Source organism: Commensalibacter nepenthis, assembly GCF_029953305.1.
GTDB lineage: Bacteria > Pseudomonadota > Alphaproteobacteria > Acetobacterales > Acetobacteraceae > Commensalibacter > Commensalibacter nepenthis.
Map to the genome: position 1 here is coordinate 1,575,615 of NZ_JASBAN010000001.1, position 24,386 is coordinate 1,600,000.

The window sequence follows — 24,386 nt, forward strand, 5'->3', positions numbered from 1 at the left end:
ATCTGCGCACTCATTAAGGTCTGGCGGGGGAAGTAAAATAAAATATGGTAATTATATACATTTATACACAAAAATATTGACATTGTGTTAAGTTATACTAAGATATTAGTAGAGGTAGCAGAATGATTAAAAAGTTTAACACTATCATAGATCTTATTAATACTTTCCCAGATGAAGAAGCGTGTATCAAACACCTTGAGAATTTAAAATGGGGTGGCAATATTATCTCTCCTTTTGATCCAGCTTCAAAAGTTTATGTATGTAAGGGTAATCGATACCGTTGTAGGAATACTAGTAAATATTTCAATGTTAAAACAAACACCTTATTTGATAATTCAAAAATACCACTTCAAAAATGGTTTTTAGCAATATGGATTATTACTTGTCATACTAAAGGAATCTCATCAGTGCAGTTAGCTAAAGACTTAGGTGTGACGCAAAAAACAGCTTGGTTTCTTCTGCATCGTATTCGCAATTGCTTTAGTTTTGATAATAACAATGTCTTAAACAATGAAATTGAAGTAGACGAAACTTATGTCGGTGGCAAGAATAAATTTCGTCATATCTGTAGAAAAGTACAACATTCTCAAGGTAGAAGTTCAAAAGATAAAACACCTGTATTTGGCATGATTGAACGTTCAGGAAAATTAAATGCTAAAAAGGTTAATGATGTATCAGCAACAACATTGACAAAGCAAATTGTTAGTTACGCTAATAAAGATGCCACTATTTATTCTGATGAATGGTTAGGGTATTCACAACTAACTAAAATCTATAACCACGCTATCGTAAAACATGCCAATAAAGAATATGTTAATGGTAAAGTTCATACTAATACTATAGAAGGTTTCTGGTCGTTATTTAAGCGCGGCATCATTGGAATTTATCATTCGGTGTCAGTTAAGCATTTACAAAAATATGTTGATGAATTTGTATTCCGCTACAACACCCGTAAACACCGGCAAGACCATCGCTTTGATTATCTGCTAACACATATGAGTTGTAGAATGACTTATCAAAGTTTAACGACATGAGGTAGAAATGGAACAATTAGATTTACCGCTTATTCAAAGACAAGAAAATAATGTTTTAATATCGCAACGCGCTTACGACGGTTACATTAATGCTACTGCTATGTGTAAAGCTGCGAGTAAAGAGTTTAAGCATTATAATAGTTTATCCACTACAAAGGCCTTTGTTCAGGAACTTTCTTCCGTGGTCGGAATTCCGACCACGGAATTAATACAGTCAATACAAGGAGGTGTTCCTACATTACAAGGTACATGGGTACATCCTCAAGTAGCAATAAATTTAGGCCAATGGGCATCACCCAAATTTGCTGTTCTGGTATCTAAATGGGTTTTAGAATGGATGCAGGGTGGCGAGAAAAAACACTCAACACTTCCTTGGCACATTCGCAGGTATTTAATCAATAGAGAAAAAATACCACCTACTCATTTTTCTATGCTAGATCAAATGACATTAAAACTATTAGCACCTCTAGAATCAAGAGGATACTTATTGCCGGATCGAATGATGCCAGACATTTCTCTAGGAAAAATGTTTTGTAAATGGCTAAGAAGTAATGGTTATGATCCAGATTCTTTCCCAACATATACTCACTCTTTTGGAGACGGGAAACGCCCTAACGTCAATGCAAAACTATATCCAAACGAACTAATAACTTCTTTTAATTTAGAGGTTAATAATTGGATTGTAGATCCTAACAAAGCTCTTAAATATTTCAAAGATCGTGATAAAGAGTCAGTAATCCCGTTAACCAATTTTATTCTTACTTTACCAACTCCTGAGAATGCTCGTACAGAACTAGACAATAAACTAATTACAGCATTGACATACAACCCAAAAGATCAATTCTAAATAAGGTTTTTTAGATTTAATTTTTCTATGAATTTGTAATTATTTTGTGTAGAGATGTATATAATTACCTAAAATATTTAATTTGCAATAATACCTATTGAAAGGTTAAAATTGACAAAAATCTCATAAAGAATGGGCTATAGATATTATGGTAAAATTATTTTTTAATGAATATAACTTAAAAGCAAGATGCATTCCTGTTATTATAGCTTGCTTCCCTATATTGGCTTTACTAGCTTCTTTTCTTGATTTAAATAAATTTTTAATTGCTAACTCTATAGTTGTAATTATTTTTTCAGTAATAATTATATTTTTATTGTCACTTTATGCAAGAAGTAAAGGGAAGCAATTAGAAAAAGATTTGGTCAAGGAATGGAATGGTTGGCCGACAACTCGTTTTTTACGTCATGGGGATCAAACAATTAATAAAATAGAGAAGCAAAAAATATATCAAATAATTAAAGAGAATTTAACTGATAAAATACCCACAGAAGATGAAGAAAAAAATAGCCCTGAAGAGGCCGATAAACAATATAATATTATTGTTAATACCTTAAGAATGAAAACAAGAGGTGAAGAGTATTATATTTTATTATATGAAAATATTTCATATGGATTTTTTAGAAATAGTTTTGCGCTTAAGAAAATTTCTTTATCTATAAGTATTTTTATAATGATTGGATTATTTATTATGTTTTTCCAAAATAATCCATATCATTTCTGTGATTTCAAGAATTTTATTAGTTATTTATTTATAGTCAAATTGTCTTTTAATTTAACATTTATATTAACTATTATGATGTTTTTTTATTGGTGCTTTGCGATAACTAAAAAAAACGTGAAAAAATATGCGGATAGATATGCTTTAGCTTTAATAAATACAGTTTATCAAATTTGGTAGCAAAAAATTAATAATAACTTTATAATAATGAATAATATGTAAATTTGTTTGTGAGTGTATAATGACAATGTCACCTGGTTATGAAATAGATTTTTTACCTGTTGGTCAAGATCAAGATGGGGATGCTATTGTTTTAAGGTGGGGATATAATGAAGTCAATTATACCAATAATCCTTTAATTAATCAGAAAGTGGTCATTATTGATACTGGTTTTTCGTCAGATGGAGAAAAAATCAGAACGCATATTAATAACTATTATTTTGTTAATAAAGTTGATTTGATTATTATTACGCATCCTGATTTGGATCATATAGGTGGTCTTAAATATATACTTGAAAATATGGAAGTTGGAGAGCTATGGATACATAGACCTTTGTTACACGGTGCTATGGTTCAGGTTGATGATAGAAGGGTAACAGAAAATAGTAAAACCAAAAGATTAATAGAGTGTAAAGTTAAAATTGAAGACGCAATTAAGATAGCTCAAAGTAAAAATATAATAATAAAAGAGCCTTTTCAAGGGCTAGGTTTTAATGATGGGAATGGGTTTATAACTGTTTTAGCACCTACAAAAGAATATTATGAAAGTTTATTGCCAGAGTTTATAGGAGAAAAATCATCCTCAAATTTGATGGCTGAAGGATTGAGGAATGCTGTTGAAAGCATTGGAGAAAAAATCAAAAAATTAGTAACATCAAATAAAGATGAAGATGATTTAAACGATGATGATACAACAAGTGCAGTTAATAAATCTAGTGCAATAATACTGTTTGGTTGTTGTGGTGATTATTCTTTTTTTACAGGAGATGCTGGTATTGAAACGTTAGATATTGCATATCAGTATCTTACCTCACAGTTTAATTATAATCTTTTTCTTTCAATGCTTAAAGTTTTTCAAATTCCTCATCATGGTAGCAAAAGAAATTTGGGGCCTACTATATTGAATAAATTGTTTTCAAATGTTGATAATAGTCATATATCAGCGGTAGTTTCTTGTATAAAAACAAGCAATACGAATGTAACGTTAAAGCATCCTCATCAAGCTGTAATTAATGCTTTTAAGCGAAGAAATATAAATGTATATCCAACAAAAGGATTAACTATCTACCATTCTAAAAATATGCCTAGTAGAAAAGGTTGGTCTACTGCAGATTCTTTAGATTATAAGTTAGAATATTTTGAAGAATAGAAAAAATAAGCAAACTTTATTTAATAAAAAAGGGAAAAAAGCTTTTTTGGTCTTTTAATTTAATAGTATCGCTTTTTGTATTAATAGATTTCGCACTGCGCCTAACACCTCCATCTTCTTTAATGATTTCTATATCTGGAATATCAATCAGAGATTGTTTAATAATGTTAGATGATGCTGGTGTTTGATTATAGATATCATTAAAAAAATCTAGCACAGGAATGGTATCACCATAATTAGATACAAACTGTGGTATATCAATTAAAAGTTGCTGTTTTGTTTGTTCAGAAGCTGTCATATCAAACGTATATAAAAAGCTATCTTGTTCTGTTGAGTTATAAGAAAGCATATTTAATCCAGAGCGACCGAAATGTGCTTGAGAAGATGAAGCTTCATGCAATATATTATTATAGACCTCTCGTGCTCTATAAACATTTGAAAAATGTAATAACCAATATCTCCAGCCAGTTGGATTGTTAATAGAAAAAGGGCTTACAAAAGTAGAGCAAGAGCTAAAAGCATCGAATACCATACGTTCATAAACACCAAGCTCTTCTTGTCTTGTAATTAGATACTCTGGGTCAAGAGCATCGTTAGTTGAAATATTATTTTCATTTAAAATTTGTTTATAAGGGGTAATGCTTTTTTCATTTGCGTAAGTTAGAAAGGATTGAATTGCAAAGGTGTAAAATATTTCTGTTCTTGGAAATGAGCGGAGTATTGTACGTATAGTATTAATATCAGCATCAGTTTGACCAAATTGGTCTAAATTGAATAAGACACTATTACGACAGTTAGTATTTTCAATTTTTTCTCTGATTATTGGATAATTGTTTTTAAATTCACCATTGATGTAATCAAAATGAATAATTAAATAGGGATTTGCTTCTATCTCTTGAATATATGGGCTGATATTTTGCTTAAGTAGGTTTATAGCTGCTGGATCAGAATCATTTAATAGTAATAAACATTCAATATGTAGTGGTTTAAATTTATTTGTTTTTCTAAAGATATTAATATTGCTGCTAAATTTTAAAAGTTCTTCAATGAAAACAATTGGAGATCCAGGGCTTCCACACTTATATTTCCCCCCTCCAGCAAAACCGTCGACTACGGATAATCGAAAAAACTCTTGCTGTGGAAATTTACACCTTGTATCTAGATATTGATAAAAATAATTACGTAATATTTTTAGTTTTTGTTTTGAGTGATCCTCTAAAAGAGCCCCATGTTCCCAATTATATTTGTTTTTTGATTTAACCATATTAAATTAAAACCTAAAAAATTATATATTAAGAGAAAGAGGAAGCTCATTCCAAACAGTACCTTTATACTCGCGTCCATTGGCTTTTTTAGAACGTTTTTTATTATCTTTTCCCCATCGCCCCCATTGTTTAAAGAAAAAAGCAGTATCATAGATGCGACAAGCATCATGAATATCATCAATCCATTCTTCTTTTATTGGACGAGCAGAAGAACCGCTTTCTCCGCCAACGATAGCCCAATGAATATTATTTAAATTGATATTCCCAACAGAGCCTATCAGAGGTTCAAAAGAGACAAATCTAACAATTGCTGGAACGATACGAAGATGTTCAATGCGATCAGTCACTTCTTGGTTTTCCACACTTGTTCCTAGCCATACATTAGGTAATACTTTATTAAGTTTAATAACAAAATCAGCCATTCTTTGAGGGCGTTTTGTCAAAATTTGATAAGAATGATGGGGTGTTTCTTCCATCACCTTCCAAATTTGATATATAAATTCATCACTAACATTATCATGAAATAAATCACTCATTGAGTTGACAAATATTTTTCGAGGTTTTTTCCACTTGTGAGGAAGCATTAAAGAATGATGATCTTCTTTAATTTTACCATTCCATATCATTTTATGGTTAGTTTTTTTAAGAAGACCTTGGTATTTTTCAATACCCATTGCTTCGAGGCGTCTAGCCATTTCCATAGCATAACAGTTTAGACAACCAGATTTTACAATTGAACAACCAGCAACAGGATTCCAAGTAGTATCTGTCCATTCAATTTGTGACTTTGCCATTATTTTAACTCAAATATTTTTAATTTACTTTTAAATTTTAGCATTTTTTAAATTTAAATAAAGTTTTATTATTTATTAAACGATAATAAACAACTTAAAATAATACTGACCCAATAAAAATGGTGGTTAAGTCGTGTTTATTGAGGTTTTTCGGGGCGCCCAGAAAAAGGTATTATCTTTCCCAATGTCAGGAAAGAGGTTTTTGCGGGAGGCTGCAAAAACTAGCTATCTAATAAAAAATAGCCTCATAAATCACAAGGAAAATCAACATGACCAAAGTTACAGGTGGAATTTATATTCCCCACTTAAAACATGAGATCATTAAACCAGCATTGGATTATCTTGGCTTGGGTGGATCGCGAGCAATCAATCAGGTCACAGGGACGTTCTTAGCAGAAGGATACGCTGGGGGTAGCACTTACCTCAAGCAACTTGGCAAAGGACCTGCCGTGGGGGCGATGCAGATGGAGCCTGTAACCTATTATGATATTTGGAAGAACTTTCTGTCAAACCCGAAACGTGCCAACTTAGTCATTGCGTTAAAACATCTAGCAGGGGATTGGAACACGGATAATAACGGTATCCCAAGACCAGAAGTCATGACGGGTAATGTGTTCTTTGCAGCAGCAATGTGTCGTATGTTCTACCTGCGTATCCCAACAGCCCTGCCACTGGCAAATGATGCCACCGCAATGGCACAATATCACAAACGATACTACAACACCGCACAAGGCAAAGCCGTCTGGAAAGACAATGTCGATCGGTTCCAGCAAGCAATTGATGGGTGAAATGGCAACTATCACAAACATTGAGACGAGTTCAATTATTCTCTTGTACTGATTTGTTGTTAGTGGTATAATGAAGGTAGTGGTTGCAAGAGGTTAATGAATTGAATCTAGAATAAATTTATTATAAATCTTGTATCATTGTTAATTCAATGCTCGAGGCAACAGATTTAATATCTGAGAGGCCGCCAGGGTTCTCACCTAGGCTCTGTTTTACCCTAAATGAGGAGTAAGAAACATATAAAGGTGGCCACCTTTTATGTTTTTGAAACTCATCATAATTAATTTTATTTACAACATCATATTTATAGAAACGGTAGAAATCAACATTTCCATATGTTTCAAATATTTTCTGAATTGGATATAGAGAAATTTAAATTAGTGATAACTCAGTGGGTGTCTCTCGTTGACAAAATGTAATGGATAATTGTAGAGAAAAACACTTTGTAGTGTAATTTTGTATGAGTGTATCTTGTAAAACTATGAGTTAGTCAAGGATAAGGTATGAAGCGAATAAATCCTGTGATGTTACAATTAGTCCTTAACTTACGGCATTATTCTAAGGCTAGGCTTAGAAAAGAAATAAATTTTAGCATTCCTCCTAGAAGGTTTCTTAATATTTGTGATGGGGCTTTAATACCAACACAAGAAGAATTGCAAGAAATATCAAGAGTATTACATGTAAGACCCTCTTTTTTTCAAGGTAACCCTTTCGTGCCTTGTATAATAGTTTCCTTTCATGAAAGTTCTGGTTTTTAAAAAACAAGAAGTATGAAATTTATGACGTGATGAATATGGGATCTTATTTGATAGAAATATAATTGAAAGTTGTAGAGAGAATCACCTTGAAGCATAGATTCTTGTAAGGGTATATGGTAAAATTACTCTTTAAGGGAACCACCCTATCGAAGGAGTTTTTGGGTGTAATTCACAGATAACTTTCTTTAAGGTTTACACCAAATTACACCAAATTATATTTTAAGTAACTGATTTTACTTGATTTATGGTGCTGTTAGAGAGGATTGAACTCTCGACCTCTCCCTTACCAAGGGAGTGCTCTACCACTGAGCTACAACAGCATTCCGTGTCTTTAGTAGCTTTTCATAGAATATGATGCAACAAAAAAATTTGTTTTTCAGCAATTTTTTTTGCTCTAATGATTTAAAAGGGTCTTGTTGCAAATATTGAATGGGGCTGTAATTAGCCATAAAGCTAGCTAATTTAGACGGGTATATTATTATTTAGACCGAATATGCTTTGAATAAGCTTTATTTGTTCGTTGATTGTCCATTTTCCTTTAAAACCCAGTCCTTTTTTTATCCAGAGAATGGCCTCATATCCTTTGAGTGTTTTTCTTGCGGTATGAAAAGATTGAAAGCAACCATTTCTTGGTATACCCCTCTTTAACCTGAAATGATCATTTTCTATTCCCTGTTGTAAGGACTTTCTTGTTTCATGAACGCAGTGATTGGCAAGGATATGCTCATTCTTCATGGTTTGTATGGTTTTTGGAAACGGTAATGCTTTATCTGTGCCAATATGGGTTGGAGCGAACAGACCCTCTTCTTTAAATGCTTTTATAAAAAAGCGTTGTGCTGCTTTTATATTTCTTTTAGCTGTTAACAAGAAATCAATAGCAGTCCCATTCTTATCAGTGGCTCTATATAGATACTTCCACTGACCTTTTACTTTGATATAGGTTTCATCAATCCTCACCTCACCACAATGAGGCTTTCTATAGCTTCTCAAACGTTTTTCTAATAGTGGTGCATAGCGTAATACCCAATGGTTTAACGTGCTATGATCTGTATTTATCCCACGTTTTAGGAATAATTCCTCAATGTCTCGATAGCTAAGACAATAGCGTAAATACCAGTTTACCGCTTGGATAATCATCAATCCATTAAAATGACGACCTTGGTCTTGTCGCAAAGTTTTTAGTTTAGTGGTTTTTAATATTATTTCTGCAAAATAGAATTTTTTAATTTATTGAATTATATAGATATTGTATAATAACTAATACTAGTAAAAACTTAAAATTTTATAAAATTTAAACTTTGCGACAAAACCGTAGGAATTGATCGCGTTATTTACAGTGATATGGAATATTACTGTAAATAACATGCATAGAAAAACGAAGCTTACACTGTATCATCGAGAAGAGATATGGCGATTACATCATCAAGAGAAAGTCACGGTAACGGATCTGGCTAAGTGTTTTATGGTCAGCAGGTCTACGATTTATGTTGTATTAAGGCGTGCTCGGTTGCAATTTTTTGTGCCGATGTCCAGCACAAATGAGCGTTATAAAACAATCAAATATGGCATTAAACGCCTTGAAAAACACTTGAGGACAAGCTCAGACGGCAAGCCAAAAAATATAACAACTCTTATCCTGGGGAGATGGTGCATGTCGAGACTAAACGGCTTCCTTTGTTGAAAAATGAGACTAAACAGCAAACTCGGGAGTATCTTTTTGTAGGTATTGATGATTTTTCTCGAGAACGCTATGCAGGGATTTACAACGATAAATCTCAGTTTAGTGCAGCTCAGTTCCTACAAGACGATGTGCTGGTTCAATGCCCTTATATGATCGAATGTGTTTACTCTGACAATGGCAGAGAATACCAAGGAACGCTTGAACATCTGTTTGTTAAATCTTGTTATACCAATCGGATTAACCAGAAATTTACCAAGCCGGCTTGCCCTCAAACCAATGGCAAAGCAGAGCGCGTCATTCGCACACTCATGGAAATGTGGCATGAGCGTGCATTGTTCGTCAATGCTCAGGATCGAAAGTTAAAGTTGAAACGATTTATTCATTATTATAACACTGTTAAACCCCATAAAGGCATTCAAGGAAAAACACCCTATGAGGTCTTAGATGGTTATTTTAAACAAAATCTGTAAATAACACGATCAATTCTTACAAATATAAACGTTCTTAGTAGGTTTTGGATTTAACTCTTTGGATATTTATTTCATTAAAGACGATACTGGAAAAACAATCGAATATGAGTTTTGTAAATAAAAGCAACATTTTAAAAATGCGAACCCGTTAATCATCATCTCCAAATACAACAGGGTACCCTTTTAGTTTTTGTTTTACAGATCATGCCCATAAATAAACCATAAACCAGACTAACCCTGTGTGGATCCTTATCTAAAACATTAACCTTCATATTACTCATGCTTGCTAGATTTCGAATTCGTTGTAACAATCGTCCCATCAGGATACGTAGTTTCCCACCCACCGCCAAGTGCTTTGTAAAGCTGCACAAGATTAATCGAAATTTGTGCGTTGCTTTGAATTAAATCTTGTTGCGAAGACAGTAAACGCCTTTGAGCATCTAATACATTAATAAAAGTTTGCAATCCTTGACGATATTGCGCCTGAGCCAACTCAACAGAACGCTGATTAGATTTTACTGTATCTTGTAAACGCACTTGCTTTAATTGCTCTGCCTGATAGGCATTTAGAGCATTATCAACTTCTTGCCATGCTTGTAAAACTGTTTTGCGATATGCCAAAGCAGCTTCTTTTTGCTCGGCTTTTTTAAGTGTTAATTGCCCTTTCAACTTTCCACCTTCAAAAATGGGTAGAGAGATTGATGGACCAACATTCCAAGCTCCGGCACTCCAAAATCCTAAATCCCTAAAAGATAACGATTGAAATCCCATTCGAGCATCAATCGTTACTTTTGGATAAAAATCTGCCTCCGCCATTCCAACCTCAGCAGTTGCAGAATGTAATTTAGCCTCAGACTGTCGAATATCAGGTCTGCGTTGTGCTAATTCAGAAGGAAAACCAATCGGCACTTGAGGGGGAACAAGTGGAATCGGTTGTGGTGTAGATAATTCTTCACTTAAAGCCCTTGGGGGTTCGCCCAATAATAATCCCAACGCATTGATATATTGAATAACTTGTTGCTCTAAATTAGGAATCTCGGATCTGGTTTGTTCTAATTGTGCTTCTGCCGAACGGACATCCAACTCTGTAACCAACCCCCCATTAAATCGTTGGGTTGCAAGGGTTAAAATATTTAGAGCAATTTTTTCATTTTCTTTGACAATATGTAATTGCGATTGCAATTCACGCAATGTCATATAATTTTGTGCAACCTCTGCCTGTTGAGCAATCAATACCCCTCGACGATCTTCTTCAGAAACTTGCTTTAAGGCACTTGCTGATTCATATTGCCGTCTTACTCGTCCCCATAAATCGAGCTCCCAACTGGTATCTAAACTATCACTCCATTGATTAAAAGAAGGGATATCTACATCACTTGGATTAACCACATTTCCTAATGCAGGTTCACTGGTCTTAACCTTTTGCAATGCTCTACTAAATGATTTCTGACTATACTGACTTCTTTGATATCCTGCAGAGGCACCCAAACTTGGGAAGCGCGCGGCACCCGCAATCATTAATTGCGCTCGACTGGCAATTAATCGTTGTGTTGCCATCTGAATATCCAAATTTGCTGTTACTGCACGGCGTTCCAAATCCGTCAAAACAGGATCATGAAAATATTCCCACCATTGTGGATTAATTTTCTGCATAACTACTTGACTATTAACAGGAGCTTGTAAATTACTAGTAACGTTTGACCATTTCGAAGGTGTCCAAACATCTTCTTTATGATAATCAGGTCCAACCGCACACCCGACCAAGGTTGGAATTGTAATCACCATTGTTAAAAAGGAAACTCTATATTTCATTATTCCAACCAAATCTCTAATCACATTGATATCATTATCAGCAATTTGCTTTGTAGCATTTTTATATATCATATCAACCAAAAAAACTATCCTACAATGAAAGTTGATAGAATTTATTATCCATTATTTATATAGGGTATTTACTTGAGTGATCTATACAAAAACTTATTTCAAAGTAGAGCATTTCTTGTGCAAAATAGCAAAATTAAAATAAACGGTCTTGTCGCAAATTTAATTATGTATTTTAGTATGATGTAGAAATGGAGTGATTATTTTATTTAGGATTGATTTATGTCTATTGGTATCTATAGCAAGCTTATATTAAGGTCTAAGGATGATTTTAAAGGTCGTCATTTTAATGGATTGATGATTATACAAGCGGTAAACTGGTATTTACGCTATTGTCTTAGCTATCGAGACATTGAAAAATTGTTTTTAGAGCGTGGAGTAAGCGTTGATCATAGCACGTTAAACCGTTGGGTATTACGCTATGCTCCTCTATTAGAAAAACGTTTGAGAAGCTATAGAAAACCTCATTGTGGTGAGGTGAGGATTGATGAAACCTATATCAAAGTAAAAGGTCAGTGGAAGTATCTATATAGAGCCATTGATAAGAATGGAACTGCTATTGATTTCTTATTAACAGCTAAAAGAAATATCAAAGCAGCACAACGTTTCGTTAGAAAGGCGTTTAAAAAAGATGGCCTATTCGCTCCAACCTATATTGGAACAGATAAAGCATCTCCTTTTCCAAAGACCATACAAACCATGAAGAATGAGTATATCCTTCCCAATCACTGCGTTCATGAAACAAAGAAATCTTTACAACAGGGAATAGAAAATGATCATTTTAGAGTAAAGAGAATGATCCCAAAGAATGGTTGCTTTCAGTCTTTTCATACCGCAAGAAAAACACTCAACGGATATGAGGCCATTCTCTGGATAAAAAAAGGACTGGGCTTTAAAGGAAAATGGACAATCAACGAACAAATAAAGCTCATTCAAAATATCTTCGGTTTAAACAAATCTCTCGCTTGCTAAATTAACCAATTCCATACTAAAAAACAACCTAGTTTTAAATTTGCAACAAGACTAAATATCTTCGGTCTAAATAATAATATATTCGTCTAAATTAGCTAGCTTTATGGCTAATCACAGCACCATGTCAATATTTGCAACAAGACCACATAAATCGTAGACCTGCTGACCATAAAACGCTTAGCCAGATCTGTTATCGTGACTTTCTCTTGATGATACAGCATAAGCTTCGTTTTTCTATGCATGTTCATTACAGTAATATTTCATATCACTGTAAACAACGCGATCAATTCTTACACCTAATCTGTATGCAGTTGAAGACAATTATACTCAGCTCTCAGTAGATCAATGGAAAGCTATTGAAGCACAACAAAGAGTTGTAGTTGCAGAACAGAAAAAATATTTCGAAACAAAAGCAAAACAAGGGAGTGTGAAATATCAGGTTACTCTTGCAAATATGTATAAAAATGGTGCCTTTGGTTCAGGAAATTTAAAAAAAGCAATAAAGTGGTACATGAAGGCTGCCAATCAGGGAAATATTGAAGCACAGTATAACCTTGGTTTGATATATGCGGATGTTAAATATAATTCTATAGATGACGTTAAGGCTATGAAATGGTTTACAGAAGCTGCTAATCAAGGTGACAAAAGGGCTAAAATTTTTCTTGCATTTTTATATAAAGATGGCAGAAAAAATATTTCTAAGAATAAAGAAAAAGCTGATATGTATGCTAAACAAGCATGCACAGGGATAGAATATGCAAGGATAGTATTTATTCATCCAGATACCCTTGAAGGGCAATGTTGGCAGTATAATGATTTTAAATAATAGATATTTTATTAAACTATATGTTTATCGCTCGCAAGATTGATCTATTCTGAATTCTATTCTATTAATACATAAACTTATTTCATTTGAATATTATAAGAAAGACGGAAAACAATGAGTGCACTGCACGATTATAAAGTAAAAGATATTTCATTGGCTGAATGGGGACGTAAAGAGGTCTCTATCGCCGAAGGAGAAATGCCAGGTTTAATGGCACTGCGCGAAGAATATAAAGGCAAAAATATTCTTAAAGGTGCACGTATTGCGGGTTGTTTACATATGACCATTCAAACCGCAGTGTTAATCGAGACTTTGATTGATCTTGGTGCTGAAGTCCGTTGGTCTTCTTGTAATATCTTTTCAACTCAAGATCATGCTGCTGCTGCGATGGCTGCTGCGGGTGTGCCTGTGTTCGCATGGAAAGGCATGAATGAAGAAGAGTTCATGTGGTGTATTGAACAAACCGTTCATGGTCCTAATGGTTGGGTTCCAAATATGATTTTGGATGATGGTGGTGATTTAACCATTCTGATGCATGAAAAATATCCTGAAATGTTAAAAGATGTTCGTGGTCTTTCCGAAGAAACCACCACAGGTGTTCATCGTTTACATGCAATGGCTAAAAAAGGTCAGTTATTGGTTCCAGCATTTAACGTGAATGATAGTGTAACCAAATCTAAATTTGATAATCTTTATGGTTGTCGTGAAAGCTTGGTTGATGCGATCCGTCGTGGAACCGATGTGATGATGTCTGGTAAAGTGGCTGTGGTTGCTGGTTTTGGTGACGTGGGCAAAGGTTCTGCTGCCAGTCTTCGTAATGCAGGGTGTCGCGTATTGGTGACTGAAGTGGATCCAATTTGTGCATTACAAGCGGCTATGGAAGGCTATGAAGTGGTTACGATGGAAGATGCTGCTCCTCGTGGAGACATTTTCGTAACCTGCACAGGGAACATTGATATTATTACTCTCGATCATATGCGTGCGATGAAAAATCGTGCGATTGTTTGTAACATCGGGCATTTTGATTCTGAAATTCAAGTGGGTAAACTTCGTAATTTCACATGGGACAATATTAAACCTCAAGTGGATGAAATCGTATTCCCAGATGGTAATCGTATCATCTTATTGTCAGAAGGTCGTTTGGTTAATCTTGGTAACGCAACAGGTCATCCATCTTTTGTGATGTCTGCTTCTTTCACCAATCAAACCTTGGCTCAAATAGAGCTTTGGAATGCACCTGCTGGTAAATATGAACCAAAAGTGTATACATTACCTAAATTTCTAGATGAAAAAGTAGCTGCTTTACATTTAGATAAAGTGGGTGCAAAACTTTCTAAATTGAATAAAGAACAAGCTGATTATATTGGCGTTGAAGTCCAAGGTCCATTCAAACCAGAAATGTATCGTTATTAATTTATTTTAATCCCCTCTTTTGAAAGTAGAAAGAGGGGGATATGTTATTTAATAATGTTGTTGAAGATTATCAATTAAGTTACTTAATTTTTGGAAATCCGTTTTATGTAACTTAATACGTTTTGGATCGCTATCACTTAAATTAGCATATCGATATAAATCTTTTAAACAAGATAATAGCTCTTTTTTTTATCATCCGATATATCATATTCAATTATTTCGTCTGATGTAAATCTTAATAAATCTTGCAAATCGATCCCTAAGGCTAAGGTCTGGGAGTTTTCGATTATTTGAAATAACTTTTTCAAAGTCATAGGATTTCTCTTTTATAAAAGTATAATTTTAATGACACTTACTGCATTTATCACAAGAGCTACATTCGCTTTTGCTAGGATTACAATGTTTTAATGCCCATTGTTGAGTCGAGGTTGGTGCATGAATCAGTTTTAACGTGCTGGCTAATCCTTGCCATAGAGCTTTGCCAATTTTTGGAAAAAATCGATTAATCCAAAATAAAACGCACAGGCTAATGATTAAAACGACAATAATGGTTTGCATAGTATATCCTCCTATTTAAAGAGTAATGATGCGACATGCCATGTGACAAAAGAGCTAAAATAAGCAAGCACGAACAAATAAGCTGTGGTTCCGATGACTATTTTCCAAGAACCAGTTTCCTTTTTTATCACGGCAAGTGTTGAAAAACATTGAGGGGCAAATACATACCACGCTAGAAACGCGAGACCTGTTGCAATGCTCCATTGTGAAGATAGAAAGTGAATAAGTTGTGTTGGGGCATCTGTATCAACAGCACCGACAGCATAAACCGTTGCTAGGGAAGTAATAGCGACTTCTCGTGCGGCGAGCCCTAAAATTAATGCAACACAGATTTCCCAATTAAATCCAACGGGTGCAAAGAACGGTTGAATCCAATGTCCAATAGTACCAGCAAAACTGTAATCAATAGCCGGACCCGTTGCCCCTGCAGGAGCCTTTGGAAAGCTGGATAAAGCCCACAATAGGATACTGACGGTTAAAATGATATTCCCAACACGAGAAACGAAAATTTCTATTCTTTGCCATAGTCCAAAAAGAATAGAACGTATATTCGGAAAACGATAAGAGGGCAATTCTAGCAATAATGAATTTTCGTAACTGCTTTTGCCTTTTTTAAGAAAAAGCGCAACCAGAAATGCCGTGGCTATTCCAAGGAAATAAAGTACAAAAAGTACGAGCCCTTGTAAGTTAAAGACATATCCTATGGTTTTATGAGGAATAAAAGCTGCAATCAGTAATGCATAGACAGGCAAGCGCGCTGAACATGTCATTAACGGGGCAATCAAAATCGTTACCAAACGGTCTTTGGCGCTCGGGATGGTGCGGGTCGCCATAATACCAGGAATAGCACAAGCAAAGCTAGATAATAGCGGGATAAAAGAACGCCCATTTAACCCTACAGAAGCCATAATGCGATCTAGCAAGAAAGCAGCTCTAGGTAAATATCCCGATTCTTCTAGGCATAAAATCCAAAGAAACAAAATCAGGATTTGTGGAAGAAACGCAACAGTTGTGCCGACCCCAGCAAAAATGCCATCTACAATCAAACTTTGTAATATACCATCGGGAAGGAGATGCGCAATTTGTTGCCCAAGCCATGTTGTTAAATCTTGTATGCCATCCATAAAAGGCTGCGCCCAAGAAAATACCGCTTGGAACATGATAAAAAGTAAAATGATTAGAAAAATAGGACCAATGATTGGATGTAAAACCCAACGATCAACTTTTTCATTAAAAGCAGTAGAGGTCTGAGAGGTATATTTTACACATTCGAGGAGGAGATTCCTTACTTCGACATGTAAATCAGTTTTATCCGTTAATTCAATTGTTGGAATTGTAAATGAGTGGTCAACAGTATCCAATAATGTTTTAGCCCCATTTTTTTGAGTTGCAACCGTTGGAACAATGGTCACACCTAAAATGGATTCTAATTTGGCAATATCAATTTCAATGCCATGTCTTTTGGCGATATCGCTCATATTCATAGCGATGATTGTTGGTCGTTTGAGACGACATATTTCCAAAGCAAAACGCAGGTGAAGTCTTAAGTTGGTCGCATCAATAACACAAATCAATGCATCTGGAGGTGCTTCATTGCGATATTTGCCCATACACATATCACGAGTTACTTCTTCGTCAGGGCTGGTTGCATTTAAGCTGTAAGCGCCAGGAAGGTCAATAATGGTTATCGCACGCCCTTGGGGGTTAGTAAAGCGACCTTCTTTACGCTCAACGGTAACGCCTGCGTAATTGGCAACTTTTTGGCGGCTACCAGTAATCTGGTTAAATAGAGCTGTTTTTCCACAATTTGGATTGCCAACCAAAGCAATTCGTGAATAATTATTTTTTGTTAATTCTGTCATTATCCAGTCAGTCTGCTTTTACAATTACTCTTGCGGCTTCATTACGTCGCAAGGCAAAACGGGTTGAACCAATTTGAACAGCGATTGGGTTTGCACCAAATGGTCCAAAAGCAATGATTTTAATGGTTTCGCCTGGGACAAAGCCCAAGTCACGTAAACGATTTGAAATAGGATCTGGAGTCTGTAAGTCTTCGACGTGATCGACGATGCAGCTTTTTCCAGGAGATGAAGTGCTTAAATTGAATGTGCTCATAATAAAAACGGCCAAAATATTAAGAATGATTTTCGTTCTTAAGATAATGGCAGATTTTTTAGGATATGTCATTATTTTTGGGGTTAATACTTTAAAAAATTGCGATAAGTTATTAAAAACATTTATAATTTAATATGAGTTATGAAAGTGTTTCAGTCATAATTGTTTAAGTAAGATATTGGTGCAAATTTATAAAAAATTATAATATTTTTCTTCATTCGCGATGGTATTTGATGTATAGTAAACGTAGTGAAAGGAATGAAAGGTTTCTTTACGAACATAGGTAATATAGAGATGAGGTCAAAATGGTTATTTTTGATGCTTTATAACGGCTCTTATTATTTTTATAATTATACTTACATTTCTGAAAATGACTAAGGAACGTTGCCTAATATTGGGACGTTATTGAAAATATAGGCTTGTCGCCTAAAATTAAGGGACAAAAATATGAATATAGAAAAATTTACTGAACGATCACAAGGATTTCTCCAAGCTGCACAAACGATTGCAATTCGAGAATTCCATCAACAATTAACCCCTCAACATCTATTAAAAGCATTGTTAGATGATAATGAAGGTGCCGCAGCGTCATTAATTCGTGCAGCCGGTGGCGACCCAAAAATTATTCAAGGTGCTGTCGAACATGTATTGGCTTCTGTGCCAAAAGTGCAAGGCGGTGGCGCTGGGCAACCACAAGCAACGCCAGAGCTTGTTCGCGTATTGGATAGTGCTGAGCAAGAAGCAACCAAAGCAGGGGATTTATATGTGGCGCAAGATCGTTTGCTATTAGCGATTGCAGCATCAGATACGCCTGCGGGATATGCAATGCAGAAAAATGGTGTTTCCGCACAAAATTTATCTCACGCCATTGATGCTATTCGTAAAGGTAGAAAAGTCGATAGCGCGAATGCAGAAGCTTCTTTTGATGCTCTGAAAAAATACGCCAGAGATATGACTGAGGTTGCACGCCAAGGCAAACTGGATCCAGTCATCGGACGTGACGAAGAAATACGTCGCGCGGTGCAAGTGCTTGCGCGTCGTACGAAAAATAATCCAGTGTTGATTGGTGAGCCTGGCGTGGGTAAAACTGCGATTGTCGAAGGGTTGGCACTGCGTATTGTTAATGGAGACGTGCCTGAAGCTTTAAAAAACAAACAACTTTTAGCGTTGGATTTAGGCGCTTTGGTTGCAGGTGCCAAATATCGTGGTGAGTTTGAAGAACGTTTAAAAGCGATTTTGAAAGAAGTAGAAACAGCTGCGGGGAAAATTATCCTTTTTATCGATGAAATGCACACGATTGTTGGTGCGGGTCGCTCTGATGGGGCGATGGATGCATCTAATTTAATTAAACCTGAACTTGCCAGAGGGACGCTGCATTGTATTGGTGCGACGACTTTGGACGAATATCGTAAATATATTGAAAAAGATGCCGCCTTAGCACGTCGTTTTCAACCTGTATTCGTTGGTGAACCAACTGTTTCGGATACAATTTCTATTCTTCGTGGTATTGCAGAAAAATATGAGCTGCATCATGGGGTTCGCATTGCGGATAGTGCATTGGTTGCAGCAGCTACATTATCCAATCGCTATATTACTGATCGTTTCTTACCTGATAAAGCCATTGACTTGGTTGATGAAGCTGCGAGTCGTTTGCGGATGCAAATTGACAGTAAACCAGAGGCTTTGGATGAGTTGGATCGTCGTTTAATTCAGTTAAAAATTGAACGTGAAGCCTTAAAACGTGAGGAAGATTCCGCAAGTAAAGAACGCTTAGCGACGTTGGAAAGTGAAATTGCAGCTCTAGAAGAAAAATCTGATGCGATGACTGCTGCTTGGCATGCTGAAAAAGAGCAAGTTAACGCTGTGCAAAAGCTACAAGAACAATTGGATCAGGCACGGTCTGAAGTGGAAGTTGCACAACGTCAAGGAAATCTAGCAAAAGCGTCTCAGTTGATGTATGGCACAATTCCTGATTTACAAAAACAAATTGAAGATACGCAAAGCAAGAATAACGAACATCCAGAAGCTGGACAATTAGTTTCCCAAGCAGTAACGGATCATGAAATTGCTGGCGTAGTTTCTCGTTGGACAGGGATTCCAGTTGATAAAATGCTGGAGGGGGAGCGTGCAAAGTTACTGCGGATGGAAGATGAACTTCGTCAACGTGTGATTGGACAAGAATCAGCATTAAAAGCAGTATCGAACGCAGTTCGTCGGGCACGTGCTGGGTTGCAAGATCCTAATCGTCCAATTGGTTCATTTTTGTTCTTGGGTCCAACAGGAGTTGGTAAAACAGAGCTAACCAAAGCACTGGCTGATTTCTTGTTTGATGATGAAAAAGCAATGGTGCGGATTGATATGAGCGAGTTTATGGAAAAACATGCTGTATCTCGTTTAATCGGTGCGCCTCCTGGTTATGTTGGATATGAAGAGGGGGGTGTTTTAACTGAAGCAGTTAGACGTCGTCCTTATCAAGTCATTTTGTTTGACGAAGTTGAAAAAGCACATGAAGATGTCTTTAATATTTTATTACAAGTGCTTGATGATGGTCGCCTAACGGATGGTCAAGGACGTACGGTTGATTTCAGAAACACGATGATTATTTTAACAAGTAATCTTGGCTCTGAAGTGTTGGCTAATCAGCCAGATGGTGAAACAACGGATATGGTTGAAGCCGAAGTGATGAAAGTCGTCAGAAGTCATTTCCGACCAGAGTTCTTGAACCGTTTAGATGAAATTATTCTGTTTAGCCGTTTACAAAAAGCTGATATGGCAAAAATTGTCGATATTCAGTTGGGTCGTTTACAAAGTCTCTTGGCTGATCGTAAGATTAAACTGGATCTTGATGAAAAAGCGCATAGCTGGTTGGAACAAGCAGGATATGATCCAGTTTATGGAGCTCGTCCTTTAAAACGAGTTATTCAACGGAACCTTCAAAACCAGTTAGCTGAATTGGTTTTACAAGGTAATGTCTATGACGGTGAGATTATTCCTGTCAGCGCAAATGACAAAGGATTGACCATCAAAGGTCAGCAAGGTTCCGAGTTGGGTTAATAAACTAAGTTTATAGCAATTGTTATTTTTTTAGTAACGATTGCTATAATCTAGTATAGATAATAAAATTATTTTATATTGTTGATTAAGGAATATATTTTATGTCTAAAATAATTCGGCCAGTTTTATTCTCATCTTACTTCAATATTTCCACTGATATTTTATTTGATAATGGTTTGATTGATCCGTTTATTAATTGTGATACACCATTATTTATTGATCCGTTCTTATTAGAAAAATCCCAGAATAGTTTAATTAAAAATCAAGCAGTTAATCGATTAAAAAATCAATTTCAAAATATTATAAAATTTCTAATTCAATCCAAAAAAGAGAATGACGCTGCATGGAAAGCTGCACTTCGACTATTAAATCTACATGAAGCTCAAGTAACAAGTTTGGGTTATGGTCATAGTGGTCGTTTCGGTAGTTCACGGTCTGGAAATATCAAGATAACTATTTTACGCGTTTGTAGAGAGATTATTGAGGTTGGTTTTGAAGATCCAGAGTTGATTTGTATGATGAATTTTTTTGAAGATGGAATTGGTGTTGATACTATTAGTGATCTGACAACGAATATCATTTTTGATGATTTAGCTGAAATTACAAAGGATTTTTGTCAAAAATATAATATTCCCTTAGAGAAAAGAGAATTATTTGGTTTAAATAACAGATTTGTAAATTGTAATGTCAATGCCGCTTCTCAAAATAAGTGTTATGATTTACCAGTATTAAAAAATGGTTATCCTATCGTTCTTGTGCCTAAGGATATCGTTAAAGTTTTACAGTCAGATATAGATGGTGTGATTAGTCAAAATTATTATATTCGTGATGCAATTAATCGATATTGGGGAAATGTGACTAAACTCACAATCGCGAATAAGAAAGCCGCTATAAAACGCTCTACTTTTGAAGATGTGCATAATTTTGAAACGTTGTTAAAATCATTAAAAAACTTTGCTAGAGCTTATAATCCTAGTGAAGATGAATATTGTTTTTATAAAATCAAAGAAATTTTTCAATATGATCCTATAGTGTTTAAAAATAACAAAACCTACCAAATTAATAATATTAGTGATGTAATGAGTGTGGTGAAGGACACAATTCATTTCTTTAAGGATCATATTGAAAATAAAAATTTATGGGAAGCACTTTGGAATGGCGATCAACCTAAAATGGAAAGGGCATCTCAAATTCTTTATTATGCAATGGCAGATTCTTTTTGTAGAGCAAATAATATTGATATTTCTCCAGAAGCAGATATGGGTAGAGGCCCTGTGGATTTTAAGTTTTCACAAGGCTTTGATGCAAAAGTTTTAGTTGAAATGAAGCTTTCTACGGGTAACGTTGTTCATGGATATAAAAAGCAGTTAGAGCATTATAAGAAGGCAGCACAAACTGAGGCTGCATTTTATGTTATTATGGATTATGGTAATAATAATTTTGATAAAAAACTTCAGGAAATTTACAAAATTAAAAATGATTTAATTACACAAGATCAGAGGGCTTCTGATATTATTGTGATTGACGCATGTAAAAAGAAATCAGCTAGTAAGATTTAACCATTCTTTGCTCTTTCAAAAGCCTCTAAAGTTTTTTTTTTGCAATATCATGGGTAACAATTGGTTGAGGGTATTCAGTTATATTACCTTTTTTTTCTGACCAAAGTTGGGGTTCATGAATGAATTTGTCTGGCACTTTTGCAAGCTCTGGTATCCATTGTCGTATAAATTCGCCTTTTGGATCAAAGCGTTTTCCTTGGGTCGTTGGATTAAAGATACGAAAATAAGGCGTGGAATCTGTTCCAGTAGAAGCCGCCCATTGCCAGCCCCCATTATTAGCAGCCAAATCTCCATCTGTAAGTTGTGACATAAAATATTGTTCCCCCCAACGCCAATCAATCAGTAAATCTTTGACTAAAAAACTAGCTATAATCATGCGTAATCGATTATGCATCCATCCTGTTTGATTGAGTTGTCGCATAGCGGCATCAATGATGGGATATCCCGTATTGCCAGCCTTCCATTGTTCGAAATGATCTTTATTGTTTTTCCATTTGACATGATCCGTCCAATTGATGAACGGTTTATGTTTGCATAAATAAGGATGAGCAACGATGAGATGTTGATAGAATTCACGCCAAATCAGTTCGTTAAACCAAGTAAAAGCACCACTTTTTTGATTTTCCCAAAAATGAGGATGTTCTTGGGTTAAATAGTGGAAACATTGTCGTACGGATAGAACGCCTAACGCCAAATAAGCGGATAATTGGCTGGTATGGTCAAGACTTGGAATATTCCTTTTGTCTGCATAATCTTCAACCTTTTCAGCGCAGAATTCTTCTAATTTTTGTAGGGCTTTTTGGGTATTTGGATTAAAAAATTCATAATCTTGTTTAGCGTAATCGAATTCTGGAATTTTATGAGTCTTAATTTTTGTTTTTTTTATGGCTTTGGGTTGGTTATATATACGAGGAATATTTTGGACAAATTGATCTAAAAATGCGTTTCGAAACGGCGTAAATATTTTATACATTTGTTTTTGACTATTCAAAATAGTCAATGGTGCCGTAAAAAGATTTCCATCGAACTCTAAACATTCAATATCAGGGCTTAATTTGCCTTTGAGTAAATAATCTCGTTCACGTTCATTATATTCATATTGGTTATTGTAAAAAATTTGATTAACAGAATATTCTTTGCATAGATCTACGATAACATTGACACAGTCGGTAAAACTGTCACAACTATGAAAAAGTAATGGGATATTTAAGGCATCAAGCTCATCTTGTAATTGAATTAAGCGATCATGAATAAAACAGGCTTGCCTTGCTGACATATCATGAGCTTTCCATTGCTGGGGTGTGGCAATATAAAGCCCGATAACGGAGGCATCTTTATCTTCACAAGCCTTTTCTAACGCGGGGTTATCCATGATACGCAAGTCGTTTCTAAACCAGATCAGATTTGTTTTCATGTTGATACCTTTGTTGATCTAATACACAATGTGATGATAACGAATATTTTATAATAAATATTATTTTAAGATTTTAATAAAATAAATATAATATAAAGTTATCAATAAAGATAAAATAATATATCTAAACGTGCAGGTTTTATTTTATCTGCGTTTAAAACTTTGAATATTCATAACATATTTTATTAGGAAAGTATTCATGACAACATTTGTCCATCATGATACACGTGCGTCAAAAAATAATGGTATCGTTATTGTTATTGCTGTGATTGCAGCCTTGGGTGGGTTACTATTTGGTTATGATACTGGGGTGATTGGCGTTGCTTTGCTTGGTTTGGGCAAGCAATTCGCATTGGATGATCTCAGTAAGCAATTAGTAACTGGAGGTATTATCTTTGGTGCATTATTTGGATGTCTGGGTACGGGCCCTTTGTCAGATCGATTTGGACGCCGGATTATGGTTGTTGCAGTTGGTATCGTGTTTGCTTTGGGTTCTTTGGCTTCTGCTTTTGCACATAATATAGAATTGCTAATTTTATCGCGTTTCGTGTTGGGATTATCTGCTGGCAGTTCAACCCAAATTATCCCCATTTATATTGCAGAGGTCGCACCGCCAGAGCATCGCGGTAAAATGGTCGTATTATTCCAGTTTATGGTGGTATTTGGAATTACTGTTGCGTATTTCAGTGGTTTTGTCTTAGGAGATCATTGGCGATGGATGTTTGGTCTTGGTGTGGTTCCAGCACTGGTTTTACTTGCGGGAATGTTCTTTTTGCCAGAAAGCCCTCGTTGGTTGGTAATGAAACACAAAGATCAAGAAGCAATTGCAATTTTAAGTCGCTTGCGTGCGAATAAGGATGTTGTCCAAG

At 35.2% G+C, this 24,386-nt stretch carries 21 protein-coding genes and 1 tRNA gene (1 of these 22 only partly in view); 12 read left to right on the plus strand and 10 right to left on the minus strand.

What is annotated here, in order from left to right; genetic code table 11:
* Positions 1 to 122 precede the first annotated feature (122 nt).
* The 4 genes from QJV33_RS07355 (at position 123) to QJV33_RS07370 (ending at position 3,971) form a co-directional block, all read left to right on the plus strand.
* On the plus strand, positions 123 to 1,034 hold the full coding sequence (locus QJV33_RS07355; RefSeq protein WP_281461738.1) for an IS1595 family transposase: 912 nt from the start codon (positions 123 to 125) through the stop codon (positions 1,032 to 1,034).
* Positions 1,035 to 1,041: 7 nt separating this feature from the next.
* Positions 1,042 to 1,881, plus strand: a complete 840-nt coding sequence (locus QJV33_RS07360; protein ID WP_281461739.1) for a KilA-N domain-containing protein — start codon at positions 1,042 to 1,044, stop codon at positions 1,879 to 1,881.
* 148 nt (positions 1,882 to 2,029) lie between these two features.
* Positions 2,030 to 2,782: a hypothetical protein gene (locus QJV33_RS07365; RefSeq protein WP_281462719.1), complete on the plus strand. Its 753-nt coding sequence runs from the start codon at positions 2,030 to 2,032 to the stop codon at positions 2,780 to 2,782.
* 61 nt (positions 2,783 to 2,843) lie between these two features.
* Positions 2,844 to 3,971: a ComEC/Rec2 family competence protein gene (locus tag QJV33_RS07370; protein WP_281462720.1), complete on the plus strand. Its 1,128-nt coding sequence runs from the start codon at positions 2,844 to 2,846 to the stop codon at positions 3,969 to 3,971.
* 16 nt (positions 3,972 to 3,987) lie between these two features.
* Here QJV33_RS07370 and QJV33_RS07375 read toward each other — a convergent pair whose 3' ends face one another.
* Together QJV33_RS07375 and QJV33_RS07380 are read right to left on the minus strand one after the other, a co-directional pair.
* Positions 3,988 to 5,235, minus strand: a complete 1,248-nt coding sequence (locus QJV33_RS07375; protein WP_281462721.1) for a three-Cys-motif partner protein TcmP — start codon at positions 5,233 to 5,235, stop codon at positions 3,988 to 3,990.
* A gap of 21 nt (positions 5,236 to 5,256) precedes the next feature.
* Complete coding sequence (locus QJV33_RS07380) at positions 5,257 to 6,030, minus strand: DUF5131 family protein (protein WP_281462722.1); 774 nt, start codon at positions 6,028 to 6,030, stop codon at positions 5,257 to 5,259.
* 269 nt (positions 6,031 to 6,299) lie between these two features.
* Here QJV33_RS07380 and QJV33_RS07385 point away from each other — a divergent pair, with 269 nt between their 5' ends.
* Positions 6,300 to 6,818, plus strand: a complete 519-nt coding sequence (locus QJV33_RS07385) for a hypothetical protein (RefSeq protein WP_281462723.1) — start codon at positions 6,300 to 6,302, stop codon at positions 6,816 to 6,818.
* A gap of 1,001 nt (positions 6,819 to 7,819) precedes the next feature.
* Here QJV33_RS07385 and QJV33_RS07390 read toward each other — a convergent pair.
* Positions 7,820 to 7,894, minus strand: a tRNA-Thr gene (locus tag QJV33_RS07390).
* Positions 7,895 to 8,036: 142 nt separating this feature from the next.
* Entirely contained in the window at positions 8,037 to 8,777 is a 741-nt protein-coding gene (locus tag QJV33_RS07395) for an IS6 family transposase (protein ID WP_408869672.1), read from the minus strand.
* Positions 8,778 to 9,218: 441 nt separating this feature from the next.
* Here QJV33_RS07395 and QJV33_RS07400 point away from each other — a divergent pair, with 441 nt between their 5' ends.
* Entirely contained in the window at positions 9,219 to 9,725 is a 507-nt protein-coding gene (locus QJV33_RS07400) for an integrase core domain-containing protein (RefSeq protein ID WP_281462725.1), read from the plus strand.
* 273 nt (positions 9,726 to 9,998) lie between these two features.
* Here the strand turns inward: QJV33_RS07400 and QJV33_RS07405 are convergent, their stop codons facing one another.
* Complete coding sequence (locus tag QJV33_RS07405) at positions 9,999 to 11,609, minus strand: efflux transporter outer membrane subunit (RefSeq protein ID WP_281463401.1); 1,611 nt, start codon at positions 11,607 to 11,609, stop codon at positions 9,999 to 10,001.
* A gap of 219 nt (positions 11,610 to 11,828) precedes the next feature.
* Between QJV33_RS07405 and QJV33_RS07410 the strand changes: the two genes are divergently transcribed.
* Entirely contained in the window at positions 11,829 to 12,578 is a 750-nt protein-coding gene (locus QJV33_RS07410; RefSeq protein WP_281462726.1) for an IS6 family transposase, read from the plus strand.
* A gap of 107 nt (positions 12,579 to 12,685) precedes the next feature.
* On the opposite strand, the gene QJV33_RS12025 is transcribed toward QJV33_RS07410, so the two are convergent.
* Complete coding sequence (locus QJV33_RS12025; protein WP_408869651.1) at positions 12,686 to 12,826, minus strand: helix-turn-helix domain-containing protein; 141 nt, start codon at positions 12,824 to 12,826, stop codon at positions 12,686 to 12,688.
* Positions 12,827 to 13,005: 179 nt separating this feature from the next.
* Here QJV33_RS12025 and QJV33_RS07415 point away from each other — a divergent pair, with 179 nt between their 5' ends.
* Both QJV33_RS07415 and ahcY read left to right on the plus strand, forming a co-directional pair.
* Entirely contained in the window at positions 13,006 to 13,404 is a 399-nt protein-coding gene (locus QJV33_RS07415) for a tetratricopeptide repeat protein (RefSeq protein ID WP_281462727.1), read from the plus strand.
* Positions 13,405 to 13,518: 114 nt separating this feature from the next.
* Entirely contained in the window at positions 13,519 to 14,817 is a 1,299-nt protein-coding gene (ahcY, locus tag QJV33_RS07420) for an adenosylhomocysteinase (RefSeq protein WP_281462728.1), read from the plus strand.
* A gap of 342 nt (positions 14,818 to 15,159) precedes the next feature.
* Here ahcY and QJV33_RS07425 read toward each other — a convergent pair whose 3' ends face one another.
* From QJV33_RS07425 to QJV33_RS07435, 3 genes are read right to left on the minus strand one after another with little or no spacing between them, the layout of a single operon-like run.
* Positions 15,160 to 15,375, minus strand: coding sequence for a DUF6587 family protein (locus QJV33_RS07425; RefSeq protein WP_281462729.1), 216 nt, complete (start codon positions 15,373 to 15,375; stop codon positions 15,160 to 15,162).
* Between the two features lie 11 nt (positions 15,376 to 15,386).
* Positions 15,387 to 17,237: a ferrous iron transport protein B gene (feoB, locus tag QJV33_RS07430; protein ID WP_281462730.1), complete on the minus strand. Its 1,851-nt coding sequence runs from the start codon at positions 17,235 to 17,237 to the stop codon at positions 15,387 to 15,389.
* Between the two features lie 7 nt (positions 17,238 to 17,244).
* Positions 17,245 to 17,490, minus strand: coding sequence for a FeoA family protein (locus QJV33_RS07435; protein WP_281462731.1), 246 nt, complete (start codon positions 17,488 to 17,490; stop codon positions 17,245 to 17,247).
* A gap of 447 nt (positions 17,491 to 17,937) precedes the next feature.
* Between QJV33_RS07435 and clpB the strand changes: the two genes are divergently transcribed.
* Positions 17,938 to 20,544 carry an ATP-dependent chaperone ClpB gene (gene clpB / locus QJV33_RS07440; protein WP_281462732.1) on the plus strand — a complete coding sequence of 869 codons (2,607 nt, stop codon included), beginning with the start codon at positions 17,938 to 17,940 and terminating at the stop codon, positions 20,542 to 20,544.
* A gap of 101 nt (positions 20,545 to 20,645) precedes the next feature.
* The gene (locus QJV33_RS07445; RefSeq protein WP_281462733.1) at positions 20,646 to 22,103 is read left to right on the plus strand and encodes a hypothetical protein; all 1,458 of its coding nucleotides are present in this window, start codon (positions 20,646 to 20,648) and stop codon (positions 22,101 to 22,103) included.
* A 25-nt stretch (positions 22,104 to 22,128) separates the two neighbouring features.
* Here QJV33_RS07445 and phrB read toward each other — a convergent pair whose 3' ends face one another.
* A complete protein-coding gene (phrB, locus tag QJV33_RS07450) occupies positions 22,129 to 23,517 on the minus strand; it encodes a deoxyribodipyrimidine photo-lyase (protein ID WP_281462734.1) in 1,389 nt (462 codons plus the stop codon).
* A gap of 199 nt (positions 23,518 to 23,716) precedes the next feature.
* Here phrB and QJV33_RS07455 point away from each other — a divergent pair, with 199 nt between their 5' ends.
* Positions 23,717 to 24,386, plus strand: partial view of a sugar porter family MFS transporter gene (locus QJV33_RS07455; protein WP_281462735.1) — the start only. Its footprint extends 719 nt past the window's final position; the window shows 670 of its 1,389 coding nt (coding positions 1-670); the start codon lies at positions 23,717 to 23,719; its stop codon lies off the right edge, out of view.